This window comes from Shewanella scandinavica (genome assembly GCF_031932065.1).
Lineage (GTDB): Bacteria > Pseudomonadota > Gammaproteobacteria > Enterobacterales > Shewanellaceae > Shewanella > Shewanella baltica.
In genome coordinates, this window is record NZ_JAUOES010000007.1 from 15405 (window position 1) to 34206 (window position 18802).

Sequence of the window (18802 nt, forward strand, 5' to 3'; positions counted from 1 at the left end):
AGTCGTTATTAAAAAAAGTGGTCAACTGCAGCCGTGAACCGCGCGAATTGGACTGAGTGTTAGTTGCTAGATGTTAGGTGCTAGGAGCTAGGAGCTAGACACTATTCACTTCGCTCGGATTGCTGCTGTACCACTATGACCGAATCCTTATGGGCATAAAAGTGAAGTCTGAACTGGGTATCTTCGGTCAGCAGCTCCACTTTATGCCAATACTCGGGATGAGAAATGGCCGTCTCACCGGCGCGAATGATGATTTCTTTATCTAACTCGCCTCTACTGCCCGTAAAGCCATAGAACTTTAAGCTGCCCGTTAGTACTTGGATCTGCCCATACACGCCAGCCTTAGTATTGTGCATGTGCAGCAACATGTTAGGGACGTTGTCACGACTGAAAACCGGCGTTGATTTGTAATTAACAAAATCTTTAGGGACTAAGGCCATTATGCTTTCGCACTCCTTGAGGAACTCATGGGGATCGAATAACGCTGACGACAAGACTAATATAGCCGTTGCAGCATTTCTGTCCAACTCCCAGTGTTAGCTTCATCGAGGATATCCTTCCAACATTGGCATAGGACGCCACAGCACACTTACCCATACTCACGCGAGCGATCTTAGCGCTTTATACGTAGCGACTTAATACACGAGCAACTTTATGCATTAGTGGCTTTATGAATTAGTGACTTTAGTTACTTTTATCACTGTAATCGCTACACTAGCCCGCATTAAGCTGCACCTAAAGTAGATGACATTATGCCGACACCCTATTCTTACTCAACGACCTATATTTTAGATAAAGCCCATTTCGATGAGTGCTATACCCAATCTGTTGTGCCAGATCCCACGCTCAAACCTTACTACAAAGCCATAGGGTTGAGCATGATAGGTATCGCGCTGGTCTTTGCCGACATTAGCCTCTATTTAGCTTACTTCTTCGTTGGACTCGGCGTTATCGAGGCGCTCAATGTGAAGTATCACAAGGCATGGTGGTTGATGCGTCAAATGATGAGTAAAGCGGCTAGCAATGAGGTCACGCTCACCATTGATGAGCAAGGGATTCACACTCAATCTATGTCAGTGACCAGCCAAATTTTATGGACAGACATTTACCGGATTAAAGAAACTGAAAAAGGTTTCTTGATCACCCACAAGGCAGGCACGAGTTATGTATCCTTGCGTAGCTTAGATGAGGCGGCTGCGGCCTATATTAAAACTAAAATCTAGTCCCGCTAAAAAACACCCATAAAAAAGGCTGATTTTTATCAGCCTTTTCACCAGTCTTCATCACTGCAGCATTACTTTTTCAATTCACCAACCGGTAAAATCGTGCGGCCATACTCATTATTGAGCACCTGCGCCATCGCAAAATAAATCGCACTCGCACCGCAGATGATCCCTTCAAAGCCCGCAATCGTGCCAATCAAGGCGCAGCCCGTAAAATCACGTGCAGCCAGCAGGAAAAATAAGAGCGTCAAAGAAGCAAATACAAACTGCTTAGCTCGTGGATAACGCAAAGAACCCACAAACATAAATGCGGTGAATATGCCCCAAAGTGTTAAATACCAGCCCATAAAATACGTTGGACTCGCCGCAATGCCCGCATTAGGCATTAAGATTAATCCCACTAATGTTAACCAAAACAACCCGTAAGAGGTAAATGCCGTCGTACCGAAAGTATCGCCGCGCATAAAACACATAATACCCACAATCACTTGACCAATGCCGCCGTAAAAAATCCCCATGGCTAAGATCATAGAATCAATAGGGAAATATCCCGCGTTATGGATGTTTAACAAAATCGTTGTCATACCAAAGCCCATTAAACCTAATGGCGCTGGATTAGCCAGTTTTGTAGACACAGAGTTCCCCTAGAGAAAAATCAATAATTCAATAAAAATCAACGGCATTAACCGCAAACTTTATGTTCACGCACCTGCGAGAGCCGCGCATTCTAGAGGATAGCCACAACCTTGGCAACGAAATCATTAAAAATGAATAAGTAGCAATAAATACAAAATAAAAACATACACTTAAAATCAAACATACTGAAAATAAACCGAGTCCTAATTTTGATTAAAAATTAATTCTTTTCAATTCAATATTCTAGGAAGAAAGTCGACTACAACCTGCGTCATATCGCATTTTATGCGACTTTTTATAACTGCCGCATAGTTTGGTATTAAGCGCCCTTAAAACCTTAATCAAAACGAGGGCTAAAACAGCAAGAATACTGCACTTAATCGCAAATAAGTGGTTAAGGTGATGTAAGTGGCACTTTTGGAAAAACCAACTCTGGGATGCCAGATTTAGCCTATTTTAGCCTACGGAGCTAATGCAGGAGTTAAGCACAACTCACTCTGCACATAACCTTTGCACAAAGCCCTTTGCGCTGAAGCCAAACTCAACAGGTTCATCTGTTGGGATAATGACTAAAGCTAAGTCTATTGAACAGCACTTAAGCATCAGATTTACTTGAAGCGAATCAAGGGAAAATAAGCTAAAAATCCTCAACGCCAAAAGGTAAAAATTATTTATATCTAAAACAGAATAGCAGTGATAAATTGCAGATGTTGGCGCAGTGGTATTAAGAGAATGCTTCTTAATCTGTAGTTAACAATACATAACTAAAGGAAATAAAATGAATAAGTTATCAGCTGTTTTCACTCTGTTGGCATTAGTGAGCTTCACGACCCTTGCTGACGACTCATCTTTACCGCCTGCACCCGCAGCCGATATCGCTCAGCTGAAAGAAGTGTGCCAGCAGATGGCCTCTGAAGATCAAGTCGAGAATGCAGAGCTAAAACAATATGTGCTTGATTGTGTAAACGATCAACTGACAGAAATGGGCTACAAGTCGGTTACTGAGGTTAATTAATCTTCATTCTAATCCCAACGTTAATACCGCAAAAGCGCGTTCTTCAGCTTCATTCAATGCCATTCACATCTGCGAATGGCATTATTATTTTCAAGTAACACAGCTATTCAGCTCACAATTAATATCATTTCAGTTACAGACGAAACGTATCGAATACAAAATTTAACATCCACAATTAACCGTATGAAAGCCACCAAAATAGGCTTTTAGCATGACTATCAAGGTATTGTGCGATCTACAAATTTACTATTTAATTGATAGCTGTATCATTTTGCATCCCTGCGAATGAAACCACTGTTGAATCGGGCATAAAATGCTAATCTATTTTCCTGTATTATTAACCTCAGCCCTTAATCGTTAAATCATGTATCGCATCCTTTTTGTCCTCATTACAAGTTTAAGTATTTTGCCCTCTGTCGGAATGGCGAAAGAAACCTGCGCATCTGAAAATCAGTGTATTGAGATGAACAACTGGGATCTCGGCGTCGCCATTGGCTGGGGACAAAAAAGCAATCCACTCAAGGATTTTGACGATATTCCACTGTTCTTTATCCCTACAGTGGCCTATTACGGCGAACACTGGTTCTTCGATAATGGTAATTTAGGCTACACCTTAGCCGAGCAAGAAAGCTTCACGTTCAATCTCGTCACCAGTTATAGCTTAGATAGAGCCTATTTCTATCGATGGGACCCATCGAATATCTTTTTGAACCGCGGCACACAAGTCGAAGCCAAAGCCATAACGAGTATGTCTTTGTCGACAGAGCCCGAACGTGAATTTAATTCTTTAGAGACACGGAACTTCACCCTACTTGGCGGTGCCGAAGCATTCATCTATACCCGACTCGGCATTATTCGATTGGCGTACACCCATGATATGTTCAATGTTCATCAAGGTTCAGAAGCACAAATAAAATGGACCTATGGCTGGGATTACGATCGTTTCATTTTTGAATTCGCACTGGTGTTTGATTGGAAGAGCCAAGCAGTGGTCGATTATTATTATGGCGTTAGACCGAGTGAAAACGCCTATTGGAGTGAACAATATCAAGCAAAATCAGGTTGGGATAAAGGTGCGGAAATGACGGCCCGTTATATATTAACTGACAATTGGGATCTACTCTTGGCAGTTCGTTACACTCTAATTGCCGATGAGATTGCCGCCAGTCCCTTGTTAGACCAAGACTATAGCAGCACCTACTTTATCGGCGCAGCCTATAGGTTCTAACGTTAGTGACGCTGCCTCAGTTAAGCTTGCTTTGCTTTCTTGGTCTAAGCCTCGGCTTGATGGGCCCAAGTTCTGCACAAGCTAAAACTCGCGACGCGGCTCTTAAACTCACACCCGAAATTTGTATTACCAGTTCAGAAACTCAGGCCTGCGACGTCTATATTGAACTACAGTGGGAGCTCGCCAAAGATGAGCTTATCTGTATTTTGTCCGACAATGCCGCCTATCCAAAATGGTGCAGTGATTCAGTTTCAACCCATACGTTAAGCATGAAAATCCACACTATGACGGATATTCAATTTGTCATGGTGAGTAAAGACAGTAACCAAACTTTGGCTGGTGCCAAACTTAAAATCACTTCTGCATCACAACCTCAGGTTCGCAGACGTTACCGCAACCCTTGGAGTTTATTTTAATGACAAGCCCACAATCGAACCACAGAGTATTATTGGTTGAAGACGACGTTCGCCTAGCAAACTTGATTGTAGATTACCTAAAATCCCATGGTATGCATGTTGAAGTTGAACGCCGTGGCGACACAGTATTAACGCGATTAATCAATTACAAGCCAGATATCATACTGTTAGACATTATGCTGCCGGGCATGGATGGCCTCACCCTGTGTGAGAAACTGCCCGACTATTTTGCAGGCCCAATCCTGCTAATGAGCGCACTTGGCTCAAGCGAAGATCAAATCAAAGGCTTAGAACTCGGTGCCGATGACTATGTGGTTAAGCCTGTCGATCCAGCCCTGTTAGTCGCGCGGATCAACAACTTACTTCGCCGTCAAAATCAGCCACCTCAGGCAGAATCCCACTGCTTGACCTTTGGTAAACTGAGTATCGACCCGCATACCCACGCGATTCGCCTCAATGAAACTGAAATCGATCTCACCAGCCATGAATTCGAGTTGCTGTGGTTACTGGCCTCACAAGCTGGCCAAGTACTCAGCCGTCAGTATATTTATCAGCTGTTACTCAATATTGATTTCGATGGTAAAGATCGAAAAATTGACGTGCGTATCTCTAGATTACGTAAAAAACTCAACGATAATATCGAGACACCGTTCAGAATTAAAACCGTTTGGGGACAAGGTTATCTCTTTGCTCCTGAAGCCTGGAATAACTAAGCACAGATACAGTGAAACGTCTCTTTATCAGTTTATATCTGCTACTCAGTCTCAGCGTGCTTGGGATTGGCTGGACACTCGACAGCCTGTGGCAGAAAAATGTGGATGACAATAACGCCCTCGATGCGCCATTAGTAGCCTTGGCGCAATTGTTAGCGGAACTGCCTACCGATACCCGCCAAAGGTATCTGGAGGCGATCCCAGCTAATCCTGTGATGCCGTTGCAATTGCTCAGTGCCGATCAAGTCGCGCTGGCTGACAATCAAGCCCTCAGTACCAGTACTGTGTTCACCACCACGACCAATGACGATAACCTGCTGCAATTTATCCGAGTCGGCGATCAAGTCTTAATGGCGGGGCCGCTGGACATAGATCCTAGAGCCAACCTTCGCAGCCTGTTCACCCTGTTCTTCTATTTGTCACTTGCGTTAGTAGCGTTGATTTGGGTAGGCCCGCTTTCTCGGGATTTGAGCATACTGCGTAAAGCTACCAAAGAGTTTGGCGAAGCGAAATGGAACACGCGGATTACCCTGTCAAATCGCTCTCAGGTCAAACCCTTAGCCAATACGTTTAACGAGATGGCGCGACATATCAGCGCCTTGATTGAGAACCAGAAACACCTGTCTAATGCGGTCTCCCATGAGATCCGCACGCCGCTGGCAAGACTCAAATTCGCCCTTGCACTCATGCCCATGTATTGTCAGCCGGATTCGGACGAACAAAAGCGCCAAGACTTTCTCGACGAGATGCAGCTCGATATCAAAGAAATGGAAGACTTACTCCAAGAACTGCTGACATACGCCAGCTTAGAGTCCCAGCGAGAAGGTATCCAGTTGGATGAGTACGATTTAATTAATCTCATCAATCAAAGCATTAAGCGCCTAGAAACCTTAAGTCCAACGCCTATTACCTTAAAGACAGAAGTCGAAAAACTGCCCTTGTTTGGGGAACCGGCATTAATTGAACGTGCGCTGCAAAATTTACTGACCAACGCCCAACGCTTTGCCCGCACTGAAATCATTATTGAGGTTAAGCAGACGCAGCACAGGGTGAATTTAAGTGTGAGTAACGACGGTGAACCTATCCCCGCGGTGGATTTACCGAAAGTGTTCGAGCCTTTTTATCGCAGCCAATCGGTGCAAAATGGCAATAAGGGACACGGTTTGGGACTTGCGATCATCAAACGGATTATGCAGCGACACCAGGGAAATGTGAGCGTCACCAGCGATGAGCAACATACCCGATTTAATTTAATCTGGCCGAAGAAGCGCAAGCTGTAATAGGGATTGGGATAGGGATTAAACGACTGCGGATCTGTTATTCATCTAACGCGCTAATTCTACAAGCCAGTAAAACAAGTCAGTTAAACAAGACTATTTAACAAAGTATTCAAAATATTAGTCTAGCTCGAAGCCACCAAAATCCAGATCGGCTTCGGGCTCAGGCTCAAAATTCAACTGCGGATTTAACGCCGCCCTTTCTTGCTCAATTTGCGCTTGCCGTGCTTTCATCATCGCCAACTGGCGACGGCGTTTACGTTGAGTGCACAGCCGAATGACATCGTACTTTTGCGCATCTGAAAACGTTAACCAATTGAATCTTTCGTCACGGCTTCGCAGGCAACCATTACAGTAACCGCGCGCATCGGTGGCACACACACCGATACAGGGACTGGGGATATCAAAAAAGGCTAACTGTTCCATAACCCGCCGCTATTCCTCTGTCAAAATGAGCTGTTTTCAAATGAAGCATGCTCAGATGAACCATGGTTAAACGCCCCATGCTAAAAAAGAAGCTGCCGAATGGCGTTTAAAGCGATTCAAATACAACACACTTATCTAAAGTACTTGCAGAAACAACCTTAATCAAGGCACATTGAACAGAGTTTGTACAACTTGGAGCACTATCATGGGATACCGTCACTTTGCCAGTCTGCTCGTCGCCGTTGCCTTTTTAAGCGCTTGTAGCAGTAAACCGAAAAACGATTACGATCTCAATTACGACTTCAGCACACTGCACAGCTTTACCCAGCTAACGCCACAGCCAACGGACGACCCGCTCAGCGCCCAACGCATTCAAGTAGAAATCAACAACCAGTTGACTCAAAAAGGCTTTGTCGAAAATACCCAAGCCCCCGACTTTAACGTCGCCTACGCCCTACTGACCCAAGATAAACCTAAGGATTCAGGGCTATCGATTGGATTAGGTACAGGCACATTCGGCCGTTCAGGAGGGATAGGAATAGGTACAAGCGTTGGGGTACCACTTGGCAGTGATACCGCTAAAATTCAAACTATTCAGATAGATATTGTCGACCCAAAGACCAAAGCGCTCATTTGGCGTGGTAGCGACAGTTATGATTTCGATGCAGGCGGCAATGAGAAAGCCCAAGATACCGCCAAAGCCGTCAGCCGGATTTTGGCGCAGTTCCCACCGAAAAAATGATCATGAAGAGTCAATAAAAATGGGCGAATTCCGCCCATTTTTATTAATGAAGAATGCTTGTCGTCAAATAACTTAGGCGAAATATCTTGGACTCAGGAAAAAAGCCCTGATGAAAGGTAACGATCGCCCCTATCACAAACAATCGCCACGACCACTGAATCTGGATATTGTCTGGCTATCTCCAGCGCAGCAAACACAGCACCACCAGAGCTAACGCCAGCACAAATCCCTTCTTCGCGCGCTAAGGCTCTCGCCATGGTTTTTGCATCTTGCTCTTCAACATCCATGACTAAATCTACACGGGATGCATCGAAAATCCCCGGCAAGTAGGCCTGCGGCCAGCGGCGGATCCCCGGAATGCTACTGCCATCGGCGGGCTGAAGGCCGACAATCGTGATGTCAGGATTACAGCTTTTAAGGTATTTAGACACGCCCATTATGGTGCCAGTTGTCCCCATACTAGAGACAAAGTGAGTGATTTTTCCTTGACTCTGTTGCCAGATTTCCGGACCTGTGGTGAGGAAATGCGCATTCGCATTATCTTGATTATTAAACTGATCTAGCACCTTACCTTTGCCTTCGGTTTGTAACTGCAGTGCCAAATCCCGCGCCGTTTCCATGTTATCCACCAGCATGAGTTCTGCGCCATAAGCTTGCATCGCATCCTTACGCTCTTGGGTCGAGTTTTCGGGCATAATCAGGATCATCTTGTATCCTTTGATCGCCGCCGCCATCGCTAACGCAATCCCAGTATTGCCACTTGTCGCCTCGATGAGCGTATCACCCGAGCGGATCTCTTGGCGCAGTTCAGCCTGAATGATCATATTGAGTGCTGCACGATCCTTCACTGAACCCGCGGGGTTATTCCCTTCCAACTTTAACAGTACAGTTGAGGTGCCACAGTTAAGCCGCTGCAAGCGAACCAGCGGAGTTTGCCCGATACAGGCTTCAATTGTCGGAAAGTCAGACACTATGATTATCCTTTACTTGATAAAAACAACTAAGCGTTAGCCTATTCTAAGTGGGTTAGCATGCACAAACACAGTGAAAATGATCTAGGGCATACAATAAATCGCTCATACTTATTCAAAAAAGTTCTATTTAACTGACTTCTTATAAATAATTACTTCAACTACTCTATATGTCATAACGCTGACAAAGTTGCCAGTTCAAGGAGTAGCAAATGCAAATAAAAGTGATAAAGGCCCTACTGGGAACGCTCTTTCTGGGAACGTCACTCAATGTGGCTGCCGCAGATCAAACCCTGCTGAATTCTTCTTACGATATCGCGCGGGAATTATTCAGTGCCTACAACCCCGTTTTCGCCAAACATTGGCAAGAGAAAACAGGTAAAACCGTCGAGATTAAACAATCCCATGCTGGATCATCGGCACAGGCACGCTCAATTCTGCAAGGATTGCCAGCAGATGTGGTGACGTTTAACCAAGTGACAGACGTACAGGTACTCCATGACCGCGGTAAATTGATCCCAGAAAATTGGCAACAATTACTGCCTAACGCCAGTTCACCTTACTATTCCACCATCGCATTTTTGGTACGCAAAGGTAACCCAAAACAGATCAGCGACTGGGGCGATTTAGCAAGAGATGACGTTAAACTGGTCTTCCCTAACCCTAAAACCTCTGGTAATGCGCGCTACACCTATTTAGCCGCATTAGGTTATGCCCAAAAAAGCTTTGGTAAAGATAATCAGGCTTCACTGGATCAATTCCTGAAAAAATTCCTCGCCAACGTAGCCGTGTTTGATACTGGCGGTCGTGGTGCAACTACCTCATTTGTAGAACGCGGTATCGGTGATGTGCTGATTACGTTTGAATCGGAAGTGAACAACATCCGCCAGCAGTATGGTGCGGACGATTACCAAGTTATTGTACCAAAAACATCGATTCTGGCTGAGTTTCCCGTCGCAGTGGTAGAGAAAAATGCTAAGCGCAACGGCACACAGGAGCTAGCGACTGAGTATTTGAATTATCTCTACAGCGAAGAATCACAACGACTATTGGCCAGCTTCAACTATCGTGTACACAACGAAAAGGTTCAGGCAGAGTTCGCTAAGCAGTTTCCTACGGTTGACCTACTGACTGTTGAGCAAATCATCGGTGGTTGGGATAATGCCATGAAAACGCAGTTTGCTAACGGTGCAAAACTCGATGAGTTACTCAAGCGCTAATTTCAGCTTGATGCTATAAAAGGTTAACATTGCAACCCGGGCTCAGTCCCGGGTTAAGCAATTTTAGCGCATTGACGAGTGATGATTTTCAAGCAGCGAAGACGAATTCAATAGTCTTTAACTCAGACAGCCGATCGCTGACGGCAAATACAGCGTATTGGATTAACTCAATTAACCTGACCGGGTGATTATTCTGTGATTTTTAATAACGGGCGTTTACGCCATAAGCGGGTTCTTCCAGGTTTTACCATCAGCTTAGGTGTGTCCCTACTGTTTGTCAGCCTGATTTTATTATTGCCAACCACTGGGCTGATTATGCAGACCAGTTCAATGAGCTTGTCCGAATACTGGGGCGTCATCACAGATCCTCGGGTGCTGGCGAGTTACCGAGTCACCATACTATCGGCGCTCGCGGCATCGCTATTTAACTGCCTTTTCGGATTGTTACTCGCATGGGTGCTAGTACGTTATGAATTCCCCGGCAAACGCATCTTAGATGCATTGGTAGATTTGCCCTTTGCGTTGCCGACAGCCGTTGCAGGCATCACCTTAGCGACCCTGTATGCGGAAAACGGCCAAATCGGTAGTGTATTGGCAGAACTGGGTATAAAAGTCGCCTACACCCCGCTGGGCATAGTGGTCGCGATGATTTTCACCAGTATTCCCTTTGTGGTGCGTACCGTACAACCGGTTCTCGAAGAATTATCCCACGATGAAGAAGAAGCGGGCATGACCCTTGGCGCCTCGGATCGCGCGGTATTCTGGCGGATCATTTTGCCGTCATTGTGGCCAGCCTTGATGGTCGGGACGGCACTGTCTTTTACCCGTAGCCTAGGTGAGTTTGGTGCCGTTATATTTATCGCGGGCAACATGCCCTATATCAGTGAAATCACATCGTTAATGATCTTTGTCCGCCTGCAGGAGTTTGATTTTGCCGGCGCCAGTGCCATTGCCTCTGTGGTGCTGATGACCTCACTACTGCTATTACTGCTAATAAACCTGTGGCAGGCGCGTTATCTGCGCCGCATTCATGGACGATAAGGAGCAAACATGAACTCATTTAAGCCCTTAAGAGTCGGTGAAGCCCCTCTTATCAAATGGAGCCTGATTACACTCGCCGTGTTCTTAGGTTTGCTATTGTTACTATTGCCGCTGGTGAGTATTTTTCAGCAAGCGTTTGTTGGAGGTTGGGAACGTTATATCGGCCACTTAAGTCAGCCGGATTCGCTGCATGCAATTGGTTTGACGCTGATGGTTGCGGCGCTCACAGTCCCGATCAATTTAGTGTTCGGAATTATGCTGGCGTGGAGTGTCACTCGGTTTGAATACCCGGGTCGCAAGTTATTAATCACGCTAATTGATATTCCGTTTGCGGTCTCCCCTGTCGTCGCAGGTTTGCTCTATTTACTGCTCTATGGCAACAGTGGTTGGCTGGGCGAATGGCTCTATGAGCACGATCTGCAGATCATGTTTGCTTGGCCGGGAATACTGTTAGTCACCATTTTTGTCACTTGTCCCTTTGTTGCCAGAGAACTCATTCCATTAATGCAACAACAGGGCGCATCGGAAGAAGAAGCCGCAGTGATCCTTGGCGCCTCATGGTGGCAACTCTTCCGCAGAGTAACGCTGCCTAATATCAAATGGGCACTGATTTACGGTGTGATCCTCACCAATGCCAGAGCCGTGGGCGAATTTGGTGCCGTTGCTGTAGTGTCTGGCAACATTCGCGGCGAAACCAATACCTTACCTTTACATGTACAATTATTGTATGAAGATTATCAGGCCGAAGCTGCCTTCGCGAGCGCGTCATTACTCGCCCTGATTGCGCTAGTGACCCTAATGCTAAAAGCCGTCGTTGAATGGCGACAACAACGCAGTTTATCCGTCAATGACAATAAAGAGCAGAGCCAATTATGAGTATTCGTCTTACTAATATTTCCAAGAAATTTGGCAAGTTTCAGGCGCTTTCCCCGCTGGATCTTGATATTCAAGAAGGGGAAATGATTGGTCTGCTGGGGCCTTCTGGTTCGGGTAAAACCACGTTATTGCGGATTATTGCTGGGCTCGAGGGAGCGGATAGCGGCAACATTTATTTCGGTGACCGAGATGTCACCCAAGTGCATGTGCGTGAAAGACGAGTGGGCTTTGTGTTTCAAAACTATGCGCTGTTTCGTCATATGACGGTCGCCGATAACGTCGCCTTTGGACTCGAAGTTATGCCTAAAAAGCAAAAACCTTCAGCGGCAGAAATACGTAAACGCGTGACCCAACTACTTGAAATAGTACAACTAGGCCATCTCGCACAGCGCTATCCTGAACAGCTCTCGGGTGGACAAAAACAGCGAATTGCGTTGGCCCGTGCACTCGCGACGCAACCCGAAGTCTTGCTACTCGACGAACCCTTTGGTGCCTTGGATGCCAAAGTGCGTAAAGAACTACGCCGCTGGCTACGCAGCCTACATGAAGAATTGAAATTCACCAGCGTGTTTGTGACCCATGATCAAGATGAAGCGCTTGAACTCTCCGATAGAGTGGTGGTGATGAGCAATGGTCATATCGAGCAGATCAATACGCCTGCTGAGTTATACTCGCATCCCAATAGTCGCTTTGTGTTTGATTTTCTCGGTAACGTCAATGTCTTTGAAGCCAGTTGGCAACAAAAGCGTTGGGAAAATGGCCAAGCATTTTTGACGCCTCCAGAACAACAAACATTACAGCAAGATGGCGTGCTCTATGTACGCAGTCACGAATTAGCGCTGTCAAACAAGCCTAATAGTCAGGCAAATTTGCCGTTCGATATTGTCGCCATGACCCCCATTGGCGCCGAAGTCAGAGTGGAATTAGCCCCACACGGCTGGCATAGCGAAGAGCTGTGGGAAGCCAAGTTCACCCACCATAATCTGCATGAACTCGGGTTACAAAAAGGCAGTATGGTTTACGCCACCCCAAGAACCGGTTACTTCTTTGGGGCGCAGGGTGAAAGCTCACCAACGCGTCTAAGCTGGCCATTCCTGACTCCGGGCAGTCTCGCCTTTGATATCTAATCATCAAGGTTGAAATCAGCAATATTAGCGGTATCACTGGGCAGTGATACCGCCAAAATTCAAACCATTCAGAGAGATATTGTCGACACAAAAAGCAAAGCATTCATTTGGTGTGATAGCGACTGCTTTGATTTTTGATGCAAGCGGTAACGAGAAAACCCAAGATACTGCCAAAACCGTCAGCTAGATCTTGGCGCTGTCCCCTCCGAAGTTAATTATGGATGGCATATACAGCCCATCCATGTTGAACCAATAGAGCTGATAAGCAGATTTATATCTAGTAATCAATACATTAGATGTTTATAACAAATAATTGTTGCAGAAGTACTCATAAAATCAGCGGGTAAACGAATTAACTAACCGAGGTTAATAATTCCAGTTTCAGCCTATACATTTCATCAACTGACACCACTTTCACGCTGCTTATTTCAATAGAACCTTCTTTCGCCCATAAAAATGGATAAAAGCTCAGGCATTTATCTGTAGCTATCTGTGAATAGTTTTTTTGAAAGCGATCTTTACCTAAACTCGCATAAAACTCATTGATTCTCTTTGTAACTGACCATTGAAAAAAATCTGTGAACCCGATTTCTAACCCTTCCCAATGAATTGAGTCTGGCGACCAATAGTATATATTCCCAACATCTGCGCCTAAACCGCCGCCGTTGATAGCAAAAAATCCACCAACTACGTCATTCGCCACTAACAGATAATGTGCACTTCTATCCCAATCAGTAAGGTTTCTAGACAATCTTTCATGTCCAGAGCCGAAAAATCGAATCCATCCATTGTCGATCAAAATCCCACCAGTTTCGTAGGCAATAGCCCCTAATACCGAACGAGTCGATACTTGAAGGGATTCAAGTACTTCAGCCCGATCCTTTGAAGGCGGCAGTATTTCTACACAATGCTCAGCACCAGCAACCATTTCATTGACTACTTTTATGCCAGAGTCTTCGATATCAATCAGTTCATATACACTTTTCAATCTCTTATCCTTGTATCACTAATATCCATTAAAACGACTCATCATTCATAACAGTACCTTGGGAATGTCGAAAATAACTAAGCCAATATAGCGTTTAAAAATGCTAGTTAGCACTTATGGTACTAAGCAAAAATCTTACTCATGGGCATTCACGGTTCGGCCTGCGGCCCATTGCCTAAGCGCATTGATTTTATCGCTCATGACCACAGATAAAGGCCGTGTTTTGCTGAGTTCTTCAAGTAATAGCACTTGATCAACACTGCGCTCAACGCTTCTTGCGGTATACATGGCAGCAATAACCGCTTGTTCGATTTCGGCGCCGGAAAATCCTTGGCTGCGGGCCGATAATTGAGCGAGATCTAAGCTCGCCACATCGATTCCGCGGCGCTGACAGTGGATTAAGAAGATGGCTTTGCGTATAGCTTCGTCGGGTAAATCGACAAAGAAGATTTCATCCATCCTGCCCTTTCGCATCAATTCTGGCGGCAGAGCTTGAATGTCATTGGCGGTCGCCACCACAAACACTTCAGATTTACGCTCCGCCATCCAAGTGAGTAAGGTGCCGAGTATCCGCGTCGATGTGCCCTCATCGCTGCTACTGCCGCTTAAGCCTTTTTCAATTTCATCTATCCAAAGCACGCAGGGCGACATCATGTCAGCAAGCTCCAGTGCATGCCGTAGATTCTTCTCAGTTTCACCGATGTATTTGTTATATAGGGCTGCCATATCGAGTCTGAGCAAAGGTCGTTGCCAAACGCCCGCAACCGCCTTAGCCGCGAGGCTCTTACCACTGCCCTGCACACCCAGCAGCAAAATGCCCTTGGGCGCATCGAGCGCCTTAGTGTGTTGCACAGAAGTAGGCTTATCGGCTTGGCGAAGGGTGCTGACAGCCGCGATAGGTACACGTTGCTTGAGCCATTTTTTTAGATTATGCAGCCCGGCGATCTGCGAAAAATCACTGGTGTCGTATTCAAATTGCAGCACACCGTTTAAGTCGAGTAACTGAAACTTGGCTTTATTGATGGCATCGATATCTGACAAGGTAATAGCGCCATCATCGACTATGGCTTTGCGCACCAGACGGCGGGCATCGTCTAAAGTCACGCCCCGTAGATTCTCCGCCAATTTGACCACAGCGGTATCATCGACCAATAACGGCGTGCCTTGGTGACGAATTTTATCGACCTCAAGGTAGATCAGGTTTTGCAATTGCACTGTGCTTGGTAAGGTTAATTGAAAATAGGCGCAATAACGTTTGATTTCGGGCGGGATATCAAAGGCATGGCTCACCAGCACTAATGTGTGTTGCAGCGTTTCGTATTCAAGGGCGATTTCTTTGAGTAAACGGACATTTTTTGGCGCATCAATCACAAAGGGATGAAAGTCGCACAGTACATAAATCCCCTGCTGCGAGGTTGATTTAATTTGCCCAAGCAAATCTGTGGGTTCGCTATTAAACTTTTGCGCCGCCATAGGTTTATCGACCCGTGCTAAACCTTGGGTAATGCTCCAAGTAAACACAGGTTGATAAAGCACACTGGCGACCCGTTTAAGTAACTCGACCACGCGATATTCTTCATAGGTTTCAATCACTACGATTGGCGTATTGGAGCGCAGCACTGAGGTTAAATCGCGAATATCTTGCATGTCGTTCACATCCCTTTTAACTAACCTAAAAATTGCCACAAAAAAGTCCAGCGAACTGGACTTTACACCAACCTTTACACTGAACTGAACAAAGTGCTCAACAAACAAGATTTAACGGTTTAGGCACTAATGTCCATCAAAAAATAAGTAATTCAACCAGCCTTGCATCCTGAGTAATACCTTACGCATTACAGCCACATGGTGAAAGTGTTCAGTGTAAATAGCCACTTGGCCTGACACTCCAGCAGGGAACTCTTTACGAATAGCGTCGTCATCGATATCAATCAAAACAACCACTCGACCATTTTGAAACAGACGACTGGAGGACGCTAATACACCACCCATTTGGATTTCACCTTCAGCCATTGCAGGTAGCACTTTCGCCACTTTGCCTTTAAACACTTTCCCTGGCGCGGCATCGAGAATAATTTCGGCCTCGTCGCCCTCTTTCAGGCGCAGTAGAGAATTCTGCCAAAAGGCTCCGGCAAAATAACGTTGCTCATCAGGGATAAAACTCATCACGGGCCTTAACGGTAAAGGCACAGCCATAGCCCCTGGACGGAGCGCCATTTGGGTGACGATACCATCAGCGGGTGCCCGTACTATGGTCTGTTCTAAATCATAGAGTGCGCTCGCTAAATCTCCCTGCAAGCCAGCCACTTTAGTATTAACGCCATCAATATTAGACTCATAGGCAAGCCTCATCCGTAACTCTTCTGATCTAGCAGCAGTTAACTGCGCTTCAGAAGCAAGATACAGTTGGCGTTTATTATCCAATTCCAATGCGGTAAAGGGAGAATTAGCGCCTCCTTTTCGATGACCGCTTTCATAGCGTTCATAGGCGGATTTATTGCGATCTTTATCAGCATTGACTCGCTCAACATTAGCTTTAGCCGATTCCAATGCGGCGGCGAGCTGTGGCACTTCTAACTCGGCAGCGACTAACGCGGCACGCTTACGCTTTACTACGGCCTCAAAGGGGGTGGGATCAATTCGGAAAAGTACATCTCCTTGTTTAACAGGAGTATTTGGCTGCACTTCAACACGAGTCACTAACCCTTTTACCGCAGGGGTAATAGGAATGGTGACAAAATATTCCCGAGCAAAACGTGAATAAGGATGGTTATAGTTCATTAGCAGTATTAAGGCACCAATGAGCACCACGCCCCCCAAAACGGCAGTAGGCACAGTCCATTTAGTCAGCGGGATTTTAAACACTTTAAAAATAACAATACAGATGGCGGCATAGGTCAGTATCAGCAATAGATCCATTTTAGACCTCGACTTTATTGGTAGTATTCGGCTCTTCAACAGCGGCGCTTGCTTGTTCTAATTGCTCAAGTCTCGCTTGTAACGCTATTACCGTCTGACGTAAAGTGCCCACATCCTCCTCTAACGCCTGTTCTCGTTTCATCACAGTACCAAATCCCCAGCCACGATCTTCTCGATATAAGGTGGCCCAGATCCATAAAAATGGCCAAATAGCATGTAACGTAAATAAACTCACCCACCCAGCAATATGCAGCGCATCTTGCTGTGGGTGATTACGCTTTTTGGCAATTTCGTATGGAATATCATGGATAGCAATCACACCATAAAAAATAACGACAACCACAAAAAATAAAATCCCTAACGCAAAGTAATCTAAAAACATTTGAATCCCCTCAATCATCATGATCACTAATCAAACAAACACAGTTGAATATCTCAAGGCTAAAATTAACAACTAAACAACATTATAGAACAACAAAAAACAATCACTTCCAGCCAAGTCAAATTGAATCGTGTTAACACCAAACCCAGTGATCTAAAGCACACTTGTTTATTTACATCATGCTCTAATGTGCCGTTCGCGTTAAACTCATGGCTAAATTGCGCGCCATGACGCAATCCCTACAACTGCGAATAAAGGAATCACACATGATAGGCACTCCCGACACTGAGGGCGCACGACGCGCCATGTTGCTCGGCTGCGGTGAACTTGGCAAAGAAGTGGCCATTGAACTGCAACGCTTAGGCGTTGAAGTGATTGGCGTTGACCGTTACGCCAACGCCCCCGCCATGCAAGTCGCGCATCGCTCCCATGTGATCAATATGCTCGATGCCAACGCCCTGCGTGCAGTTATCGAGTTAGAAAAACCGCACTTAGTTATCCCAGAGATTGAAGCCATCGCCACCCAAACCTTAGTGGACATGGAAGCCGAAGGGGTGAATATCATCCCCACTGCACGGGCAACTAAGCTCACTATGGACAGAGAAGGGATTCGTCGCCTCGCCGCTGAGACCTTAGGTTTACCCACTTCTCCGTATTTTTTCTGCGATACTGAAACCGAGTTTAATCAAGCGATTAGTGAAATAGGCGTGCCCTGTGTGGTTAAGCCAGTCATGAGCTCATCGGGCAAAGGCCAGAGCGTTATTCGCGATAGCGCCCTCAGCCATAAAGCGTGGCAATACGCCCAAGAAGGTGGCCGCGCCGGCGGCGGGCGTGTGATAGTGGAAGGTTTTATTCCCTTTGATTATGAAATCACCCTGTTAACCATTAGCGCAGTCAATGGCATTCATTTTTGTGCGCCGATTGGCCACAGACAAGAAGATGGCGATTACCGTGAGTCATGGCAGCCACAAGCCATGTCCGATGAAGTGCTAGCAAAATCCCAAGCAATTGCGAGCAAAGTCGTCGAAGCCCTTGGCGGTTATGGATTATTTGGCGTAGAGCTGTTTGTTAAAGGCCATGAAGTGTATTTCTCTGAGGTCTCACCAAGGCCACATGACACAGGCTTAGTCACACTCATCAGCCAAGACTTATCGGAATTTGCCCTGCATGTTAGAGCCATTCTGGGTCTGCCAATCCCCAATATCCATCAGCATGGGCCAAGCGCTTCGGCGGTGATTTTAGCCGAAGGCACCTCAAGCAATATTCGCTACCAAGGTATTGCCGCTGCATTAGAGGCGGTCAACACTCAGCTGAGATTATTCGCCAAACCCGATATTGATGGCCGCCGCCGCTTAGGTGTCGCGCTTGCCCGTGATATCGATATCGACAACGCAGTCAGCAAAGCACTCGATAGCGCCAGTAAAGTGAAGGTCATCTTTTAAGCGGGTTTAGCCGCTTTAGATTGGCTTCAAGCACAAGCGACAAATCAAAGGGAAATGCGCTTCAACGCCATTTCCCTTTTTTCAACACAGTACAGCATCAAGAACCTTTACCAATAAAAAGTGACCCACCCAAACCGACAGAGTAAACTAGCGCCCTTGT

At 45.9% G+C, this 18802-nt stretch carries 20 protein-coding genes; 12 read left to right on the forward strand and 8 right to left on the reverse strand.

Annotated features, from left to right (window positions below):
• Window positions 1–101 precede the first annotated feature (101 nt).
• A complete protein-coding gene (locus tag Q4Q50_RS07490) occupies window positions 102–440 on the reverse strand; it encodes a TehB family protein (RefSeq protein WP_311898938.1) in 339 nt (112 codons plus the stop codon).
• 312 nt (window positions 441–752) lie between these two features.
• Here Q4Q50_RS07490 and Q4Q50_RS07495 point away from each other — a divergent pair, with 312 nt between their 5' ends.
• A complete protein-coding gene (locus Q4Q50_RS07495) occupies window positions 753–1223 on the forward strand; it encodes a YcxB family protein (protein ID WP_311898939.1) in 471 nt (156 codons plus the stop codon).
• A 71-nt stretch (window positions 1224–1294) separates the two neighbouring features.
• Here Q4Q50_RS07495 and Q4Q50_RS07500 read toward each other — a convergent pair whose 3' ends face one another.
• Window positions 1295–1858 (reverse strand): acetate uptake transporter, encoded by a 564-nt coding sequence (locus Q4Q50_RS07500; protein ID WP_311898940.1) that lies wholly within the window; start codon window positions 1856–1858, stop codon window positions 1295–1297.
• 779 nt (window positions 1859–2637) lie between these two features.
• Here Q4Q50_RS07500 and Q4Q50_RS07505 point away from each other — a divergent pair.
• From Q4Q50_RS07505 to Q4Q50_RS07525, 5 genes are all read left to right on the forward strand, one after another.
• On the forward strand, window positions 2638–2874 hold the full coding sequence (locus Q4Q50_RS07505; RefSeq protein WP_006080575.1) for a hypothetical protein: 237 nt from the start codon (window positions 2638–2640) through the stop codon (window positions 2872–2874).
• 364 nt (window positions 2875–3238) lie between these two features.
• Window positions 3239–4102: a MipA/OmpV family protein gene (locus tag Q4Q50_RS07510; RefSeq protein ID WP_012588355.1), complete on the forward strand. Its 864-nt coding sequence runs from the start codon at window positions 3239–3241 to the stop codon at window positions 4100–4102.
• Between the two features lie 5 nt (window positions 4103–4107).
• Entirely contained in the window at window positions 4108–4518 is a 411-nt protein-coding gene (locus Q4Q50_RS07515; RefSeq protein WP_006085791.1) for a DUF3019 domain-containing protein, read from the forward strand.
• Window positions 4518–5231 (forward strand): response regulator, encoded by a 714-nt coding sequence (locus Q4Q50_RS07520; RefSeq protein WP_006080570.1) that lies wholly within the window; start codon window positions 4518–4520, stop codon window positions 5229–5231. The genes Q4Q50_RS07515 and Q4Q50_RS07520 overlap by 1 nt, the downstream gene beginning before the upstream one ends.
• A gap of 11 nt (window positions 5232–5242) precedes the next feature.
• Window positions 5243–6511, forward strand: a complete 1269-nt coding sequence (locus Q4Q50_RS07525) for an ATP-binding protein (protein ID WP_311898941.1) — start codon at window positions 5243–5245, stop codon at window positions 6509–6511.
• A gap of 117 nt (window positions 6512–6628) precedes the next feature.
• Here Q4Q50_RS07525 and Q4Q50_RS07530 read toward each other — a convergent pair whose 3' ends face one another.
• The gene (locus tag Q4Q50_RS07530; RefSeq protein WP_011846045.1) at window positions 6629–6934 is read right to left on the reverse strand and encodes a DUF1289 domain-containing protein; all 306 of its coding nucleotides are present in this window, start codon (window positions 6932–6934) and stop codon (window positions 6629–6631) included.
• A 205-nt stretch (window positions 6935–7139) separates the two neighbouring features.
• Between Q4Q50_RS07530 and Q4Q50_RS07535 the strand changes: the two genes are divergently transcribed.
• The gene (locus tag Q4Q50_RS07535) at window positions 7140–7676 is read left to right on the forward strand and encodes a DUF4136 domain-containing protein (RefSeq protein ID WP_259483448.1); all 537 of its coding nucleotides are present in this window, start codon (window positions 7140–7142) and stop codon (window positions 7674–7676) included.
• Window positions 7677–7768: 92 nt separating this feature from the next.
• Here Q4Q50_RS07535 and cysM read toward each other — a convergent pair whose 3' ends face one another.
• Window positions 7769–8647 carry a cysteine synthase CysM gene (gene cysM / locus Q4Q50_RS07540; RefSeq protein WP_259559344.1) on the reverse strand — a complete coding sequence of 293 codons (879 nt, stop codon included), beginning with the start codon at window positions 8645–8647 and terminating at the stop codon, window positions 7769–7771.
• A 212-nt stretch (window positions 8648–8859) separates the two neighbouring features.
• On the opposite strand from cysM, the gene cysP reads away from it, so the two are divergent.
• The 4 genes from cysP (at window position 8860) to Q4Q50_RS07560 (ending at window position 12911) form a co-directional block, all read left to right on the forward strand.
• Window positions 8860–9867 carry a thiosulfate ABC transporter substrate-binding protein CysP gene (cysP, locus tag Q4Q50_RS07545; protein WP_311898942.1) on the forward strand — a complete coding sequence of 336 codons (1008 nt, stop codon included), beginning with the start codon at window positions 8860–8862 and terminating at the stop codon, window positions 9865–9867.
• A 195-nt stretch (window positions 9868–10062) separates the two neighbouring features.
• Window positions 10063–10908 (forward strand): sulfate/thiosulfate ABC transporter permease CysT, encoded by an 846-nt coding sequence (gene cysT / locus Q4Q50_RS07550; RefSeq protein WP_012088487.1) that lies wholly within the window; start codon window positions 10063–10065, stop codon window positions 10906–10908.
• Window positions 10909–10917: 9 nt separating this feature from the next.
• Window positions 10918–11784 (forward strand): sulfate ABC transporter permease subunit CysW, encoded by an 867-nt coding sequence (gene cysW / locus Q4Q50_RS07555; RefSeq protein ID WP_311898943.1) that lies wholly within the window; start codon window positions 10918–10920, stop codon window positions 11782–11784.
• The gene (locus Q4Q50_RS07560) at window positions 11781–12911 is read left to right on the forward strand and encodes a sulfate/molybdate ABC transporter ATP-binding protein (RefSeq protein ID WP_311898944.1); all 1131 of its coding nucleotides are present in this window, start codon (window positions 11781–11783) and stop codon (window positions 12909–12911) included. The genes cysW and Q4Q50_RS07560 overlap by 4 nt, the downstream gene beginning before the upstream one ends.
• Before the next feature lie 352 nt (window positions 12912–13263).
• Here the strand turns inward: Q4Q50_RS07560 and Q4Q50_RS07565 are convergent, their stop codons facing one another.
• From Q4Q50_RS07565 to Q4Q50_RS07580, 4 genes are all read right to left on the reverse strand, one after another.
• The gene (locus Q4Q50_RS07565) at window positions 13264–13899 is read right to left on the reverse strand and encodes a DUF2625 family protein (RefSeq protein WP_259574462.1); all 636 of its coding nucleotides are present in this window, start codon (window positions 13897–13899) and stop codon (window positions 13264–13266) included.
• Between the two features lie 135 nt (window positions 13900–14034).
• Window positions 14035–15546, reverse strand: a complete 1512-nt coding sequence (locus Q4Q50_RS07570; protein WP_311898945.1) for an AAA family ATPase — start codon at window positions 15544–15546, stop codon at window positions 14035–14037.
• A gap of 126 nt (window positions 15547–15672) precedes the next feature.
• Window positions 15673–16818 (reverse strand): HlyD family secretion protein, encoded by a 1146-nt coding sequence (locus Q4Q50_RS07575; RefSeq protein WP_311898946.1) that lies wholly within the window; start codon window positions 16816–16818, stop codon window positions 15673–15675.
• Window position 16819: 1 nt separating this feature from the next.
• Window positions 16820–17200, reverse strand: coding sequence for a DUF3302 domain-containing protein (locus Q4Q50_RS07580; RefSeq protein WP_106651780.1), 381 nt, complete (start codon window positions 17198–17200; stop codon window positions 16820–16822).
• A 266-nt stretch (window positions 17201–17466) separates the two neighbouring features.
• Between Q4Q50_RS07580 and purT the strand changes: the two genes are divergently transcribed.
• The gene (gene purT, locus Q4Q50_RS07585) at window positions 17467–18642 is read left to right on the forward strand and encodes a formate-dependent phosphoribosylglycinamide formyltransferase (protein ID WP_311898947.1); all 1176 of its coding nucleotides are present in this window, start codon (window positions 17467–17469) and stop codon (window positions 18640–18642) included.
• Window positions 18643–18802 lie beyond the last annotated feature (160 nt).

Excerpts from the sequence above, each read along its gene's own strand:
- Q4Q50_RS07490 (WP_311898938.1), bottom strand. The coding sequence starts at position 440 with ATGGCCTTAGTCCCTAAAGATTTTGTTAATTACAAATCAACGCCGGTT.
- Q4Q50_RS07495 (WP_311898939.1), top strand. The coding sequence starts at position 753 with ATGCCGACACCCTATTCTTACTCAACGACCTATATTTTAGATAAAGCC.
- Q4Q50_RS07505 (WP_006080575.1), top strand. The coding sequence starts at position 2,638 with ATGAATAAGTTATCAGCTGTTTTCACTCTGTTGGCATTAGTGAGCTTC.
- Q4Q50_RS07510 (WP_012588355.1), top strand. The coding sequence starts at position 3,239 with ATGTATCGCATCCTTTTTGTCCTCATTACAAGTTTAAGTATTTTGCCC.
- Q4Q50_RS07520 (WP_006080570.1), top strand. The coding sequence starts at position 4,518 with ATGACAAGCCCACAATCGAACCACAGAGTATTATTGGTTGAAGACGAC.
- Q4Q50_RS07530 (WP_011846045.1), bottom strand. The coding sequence starts at position 6,934 with ATGGAACAGTTAGCCTTTTTTGATATCCCCAGTCCCTGTATCGGTGTG.
- Q4Q50_RS07535 (WP_259483448.1), top strand. The coding sequence starts at position 7,140 with ATGGGATACCGTCACTTTGCCAGTCTGCTCGTCGCCGTTGCCTTTTTA.
- cysP (WP_311898942.1), top strand. The coding sequence starts at position 8,860 with ATGCAAATAAAAGTGATAAAGGCCCTACTGGGAACGCTCTTTCTGGGA.
- cysW (WP_311898943.1), top strand. The coding sequence starts at position 10,918 with ATGAACTCATTTAAGCCCTTAAGAGTCGGTGAAGCCCCTCTTATCAAA.
- Q4Q50_RS07560 (WP_311898944.1), top strand. The coding sequence starts at position 11,781 with ATGAGTATTCGTCTTACTAATATTTCCAAGAAATTTGGCAAGTTTCAG.
- Q4Q50_RS07570 (WP_311898945.1), bottom strand. The coding sequence starts at position 15,546 with ATGCAAGATATTCGCGATTTAACCTCAGTGCTGCGCTCCAATACGCCA.
- Q4Q50_RS07575 (WP_311898946.1), bottom strand. The coding sequence starts at position 16,818 with ATGGATCTATTGCTGATACTGACCTATGCCGCCATCTGTATTGTTATT.
- Q4Q50_RS07580 (WP_106651780.1), bottom strand. The coding sequence starts at position 17,200 with ATGTTTTTAGATTACTTTGCGTTAGGGATTTTATTTTTTGTGGTTGTC.
- purT (WP_311898947.1), top strand. The coding sequence starts at position 17,467 with ATGATAGGCACTCCCGACACTGAGGGCGCACGACGCGCCATGTTGCTC.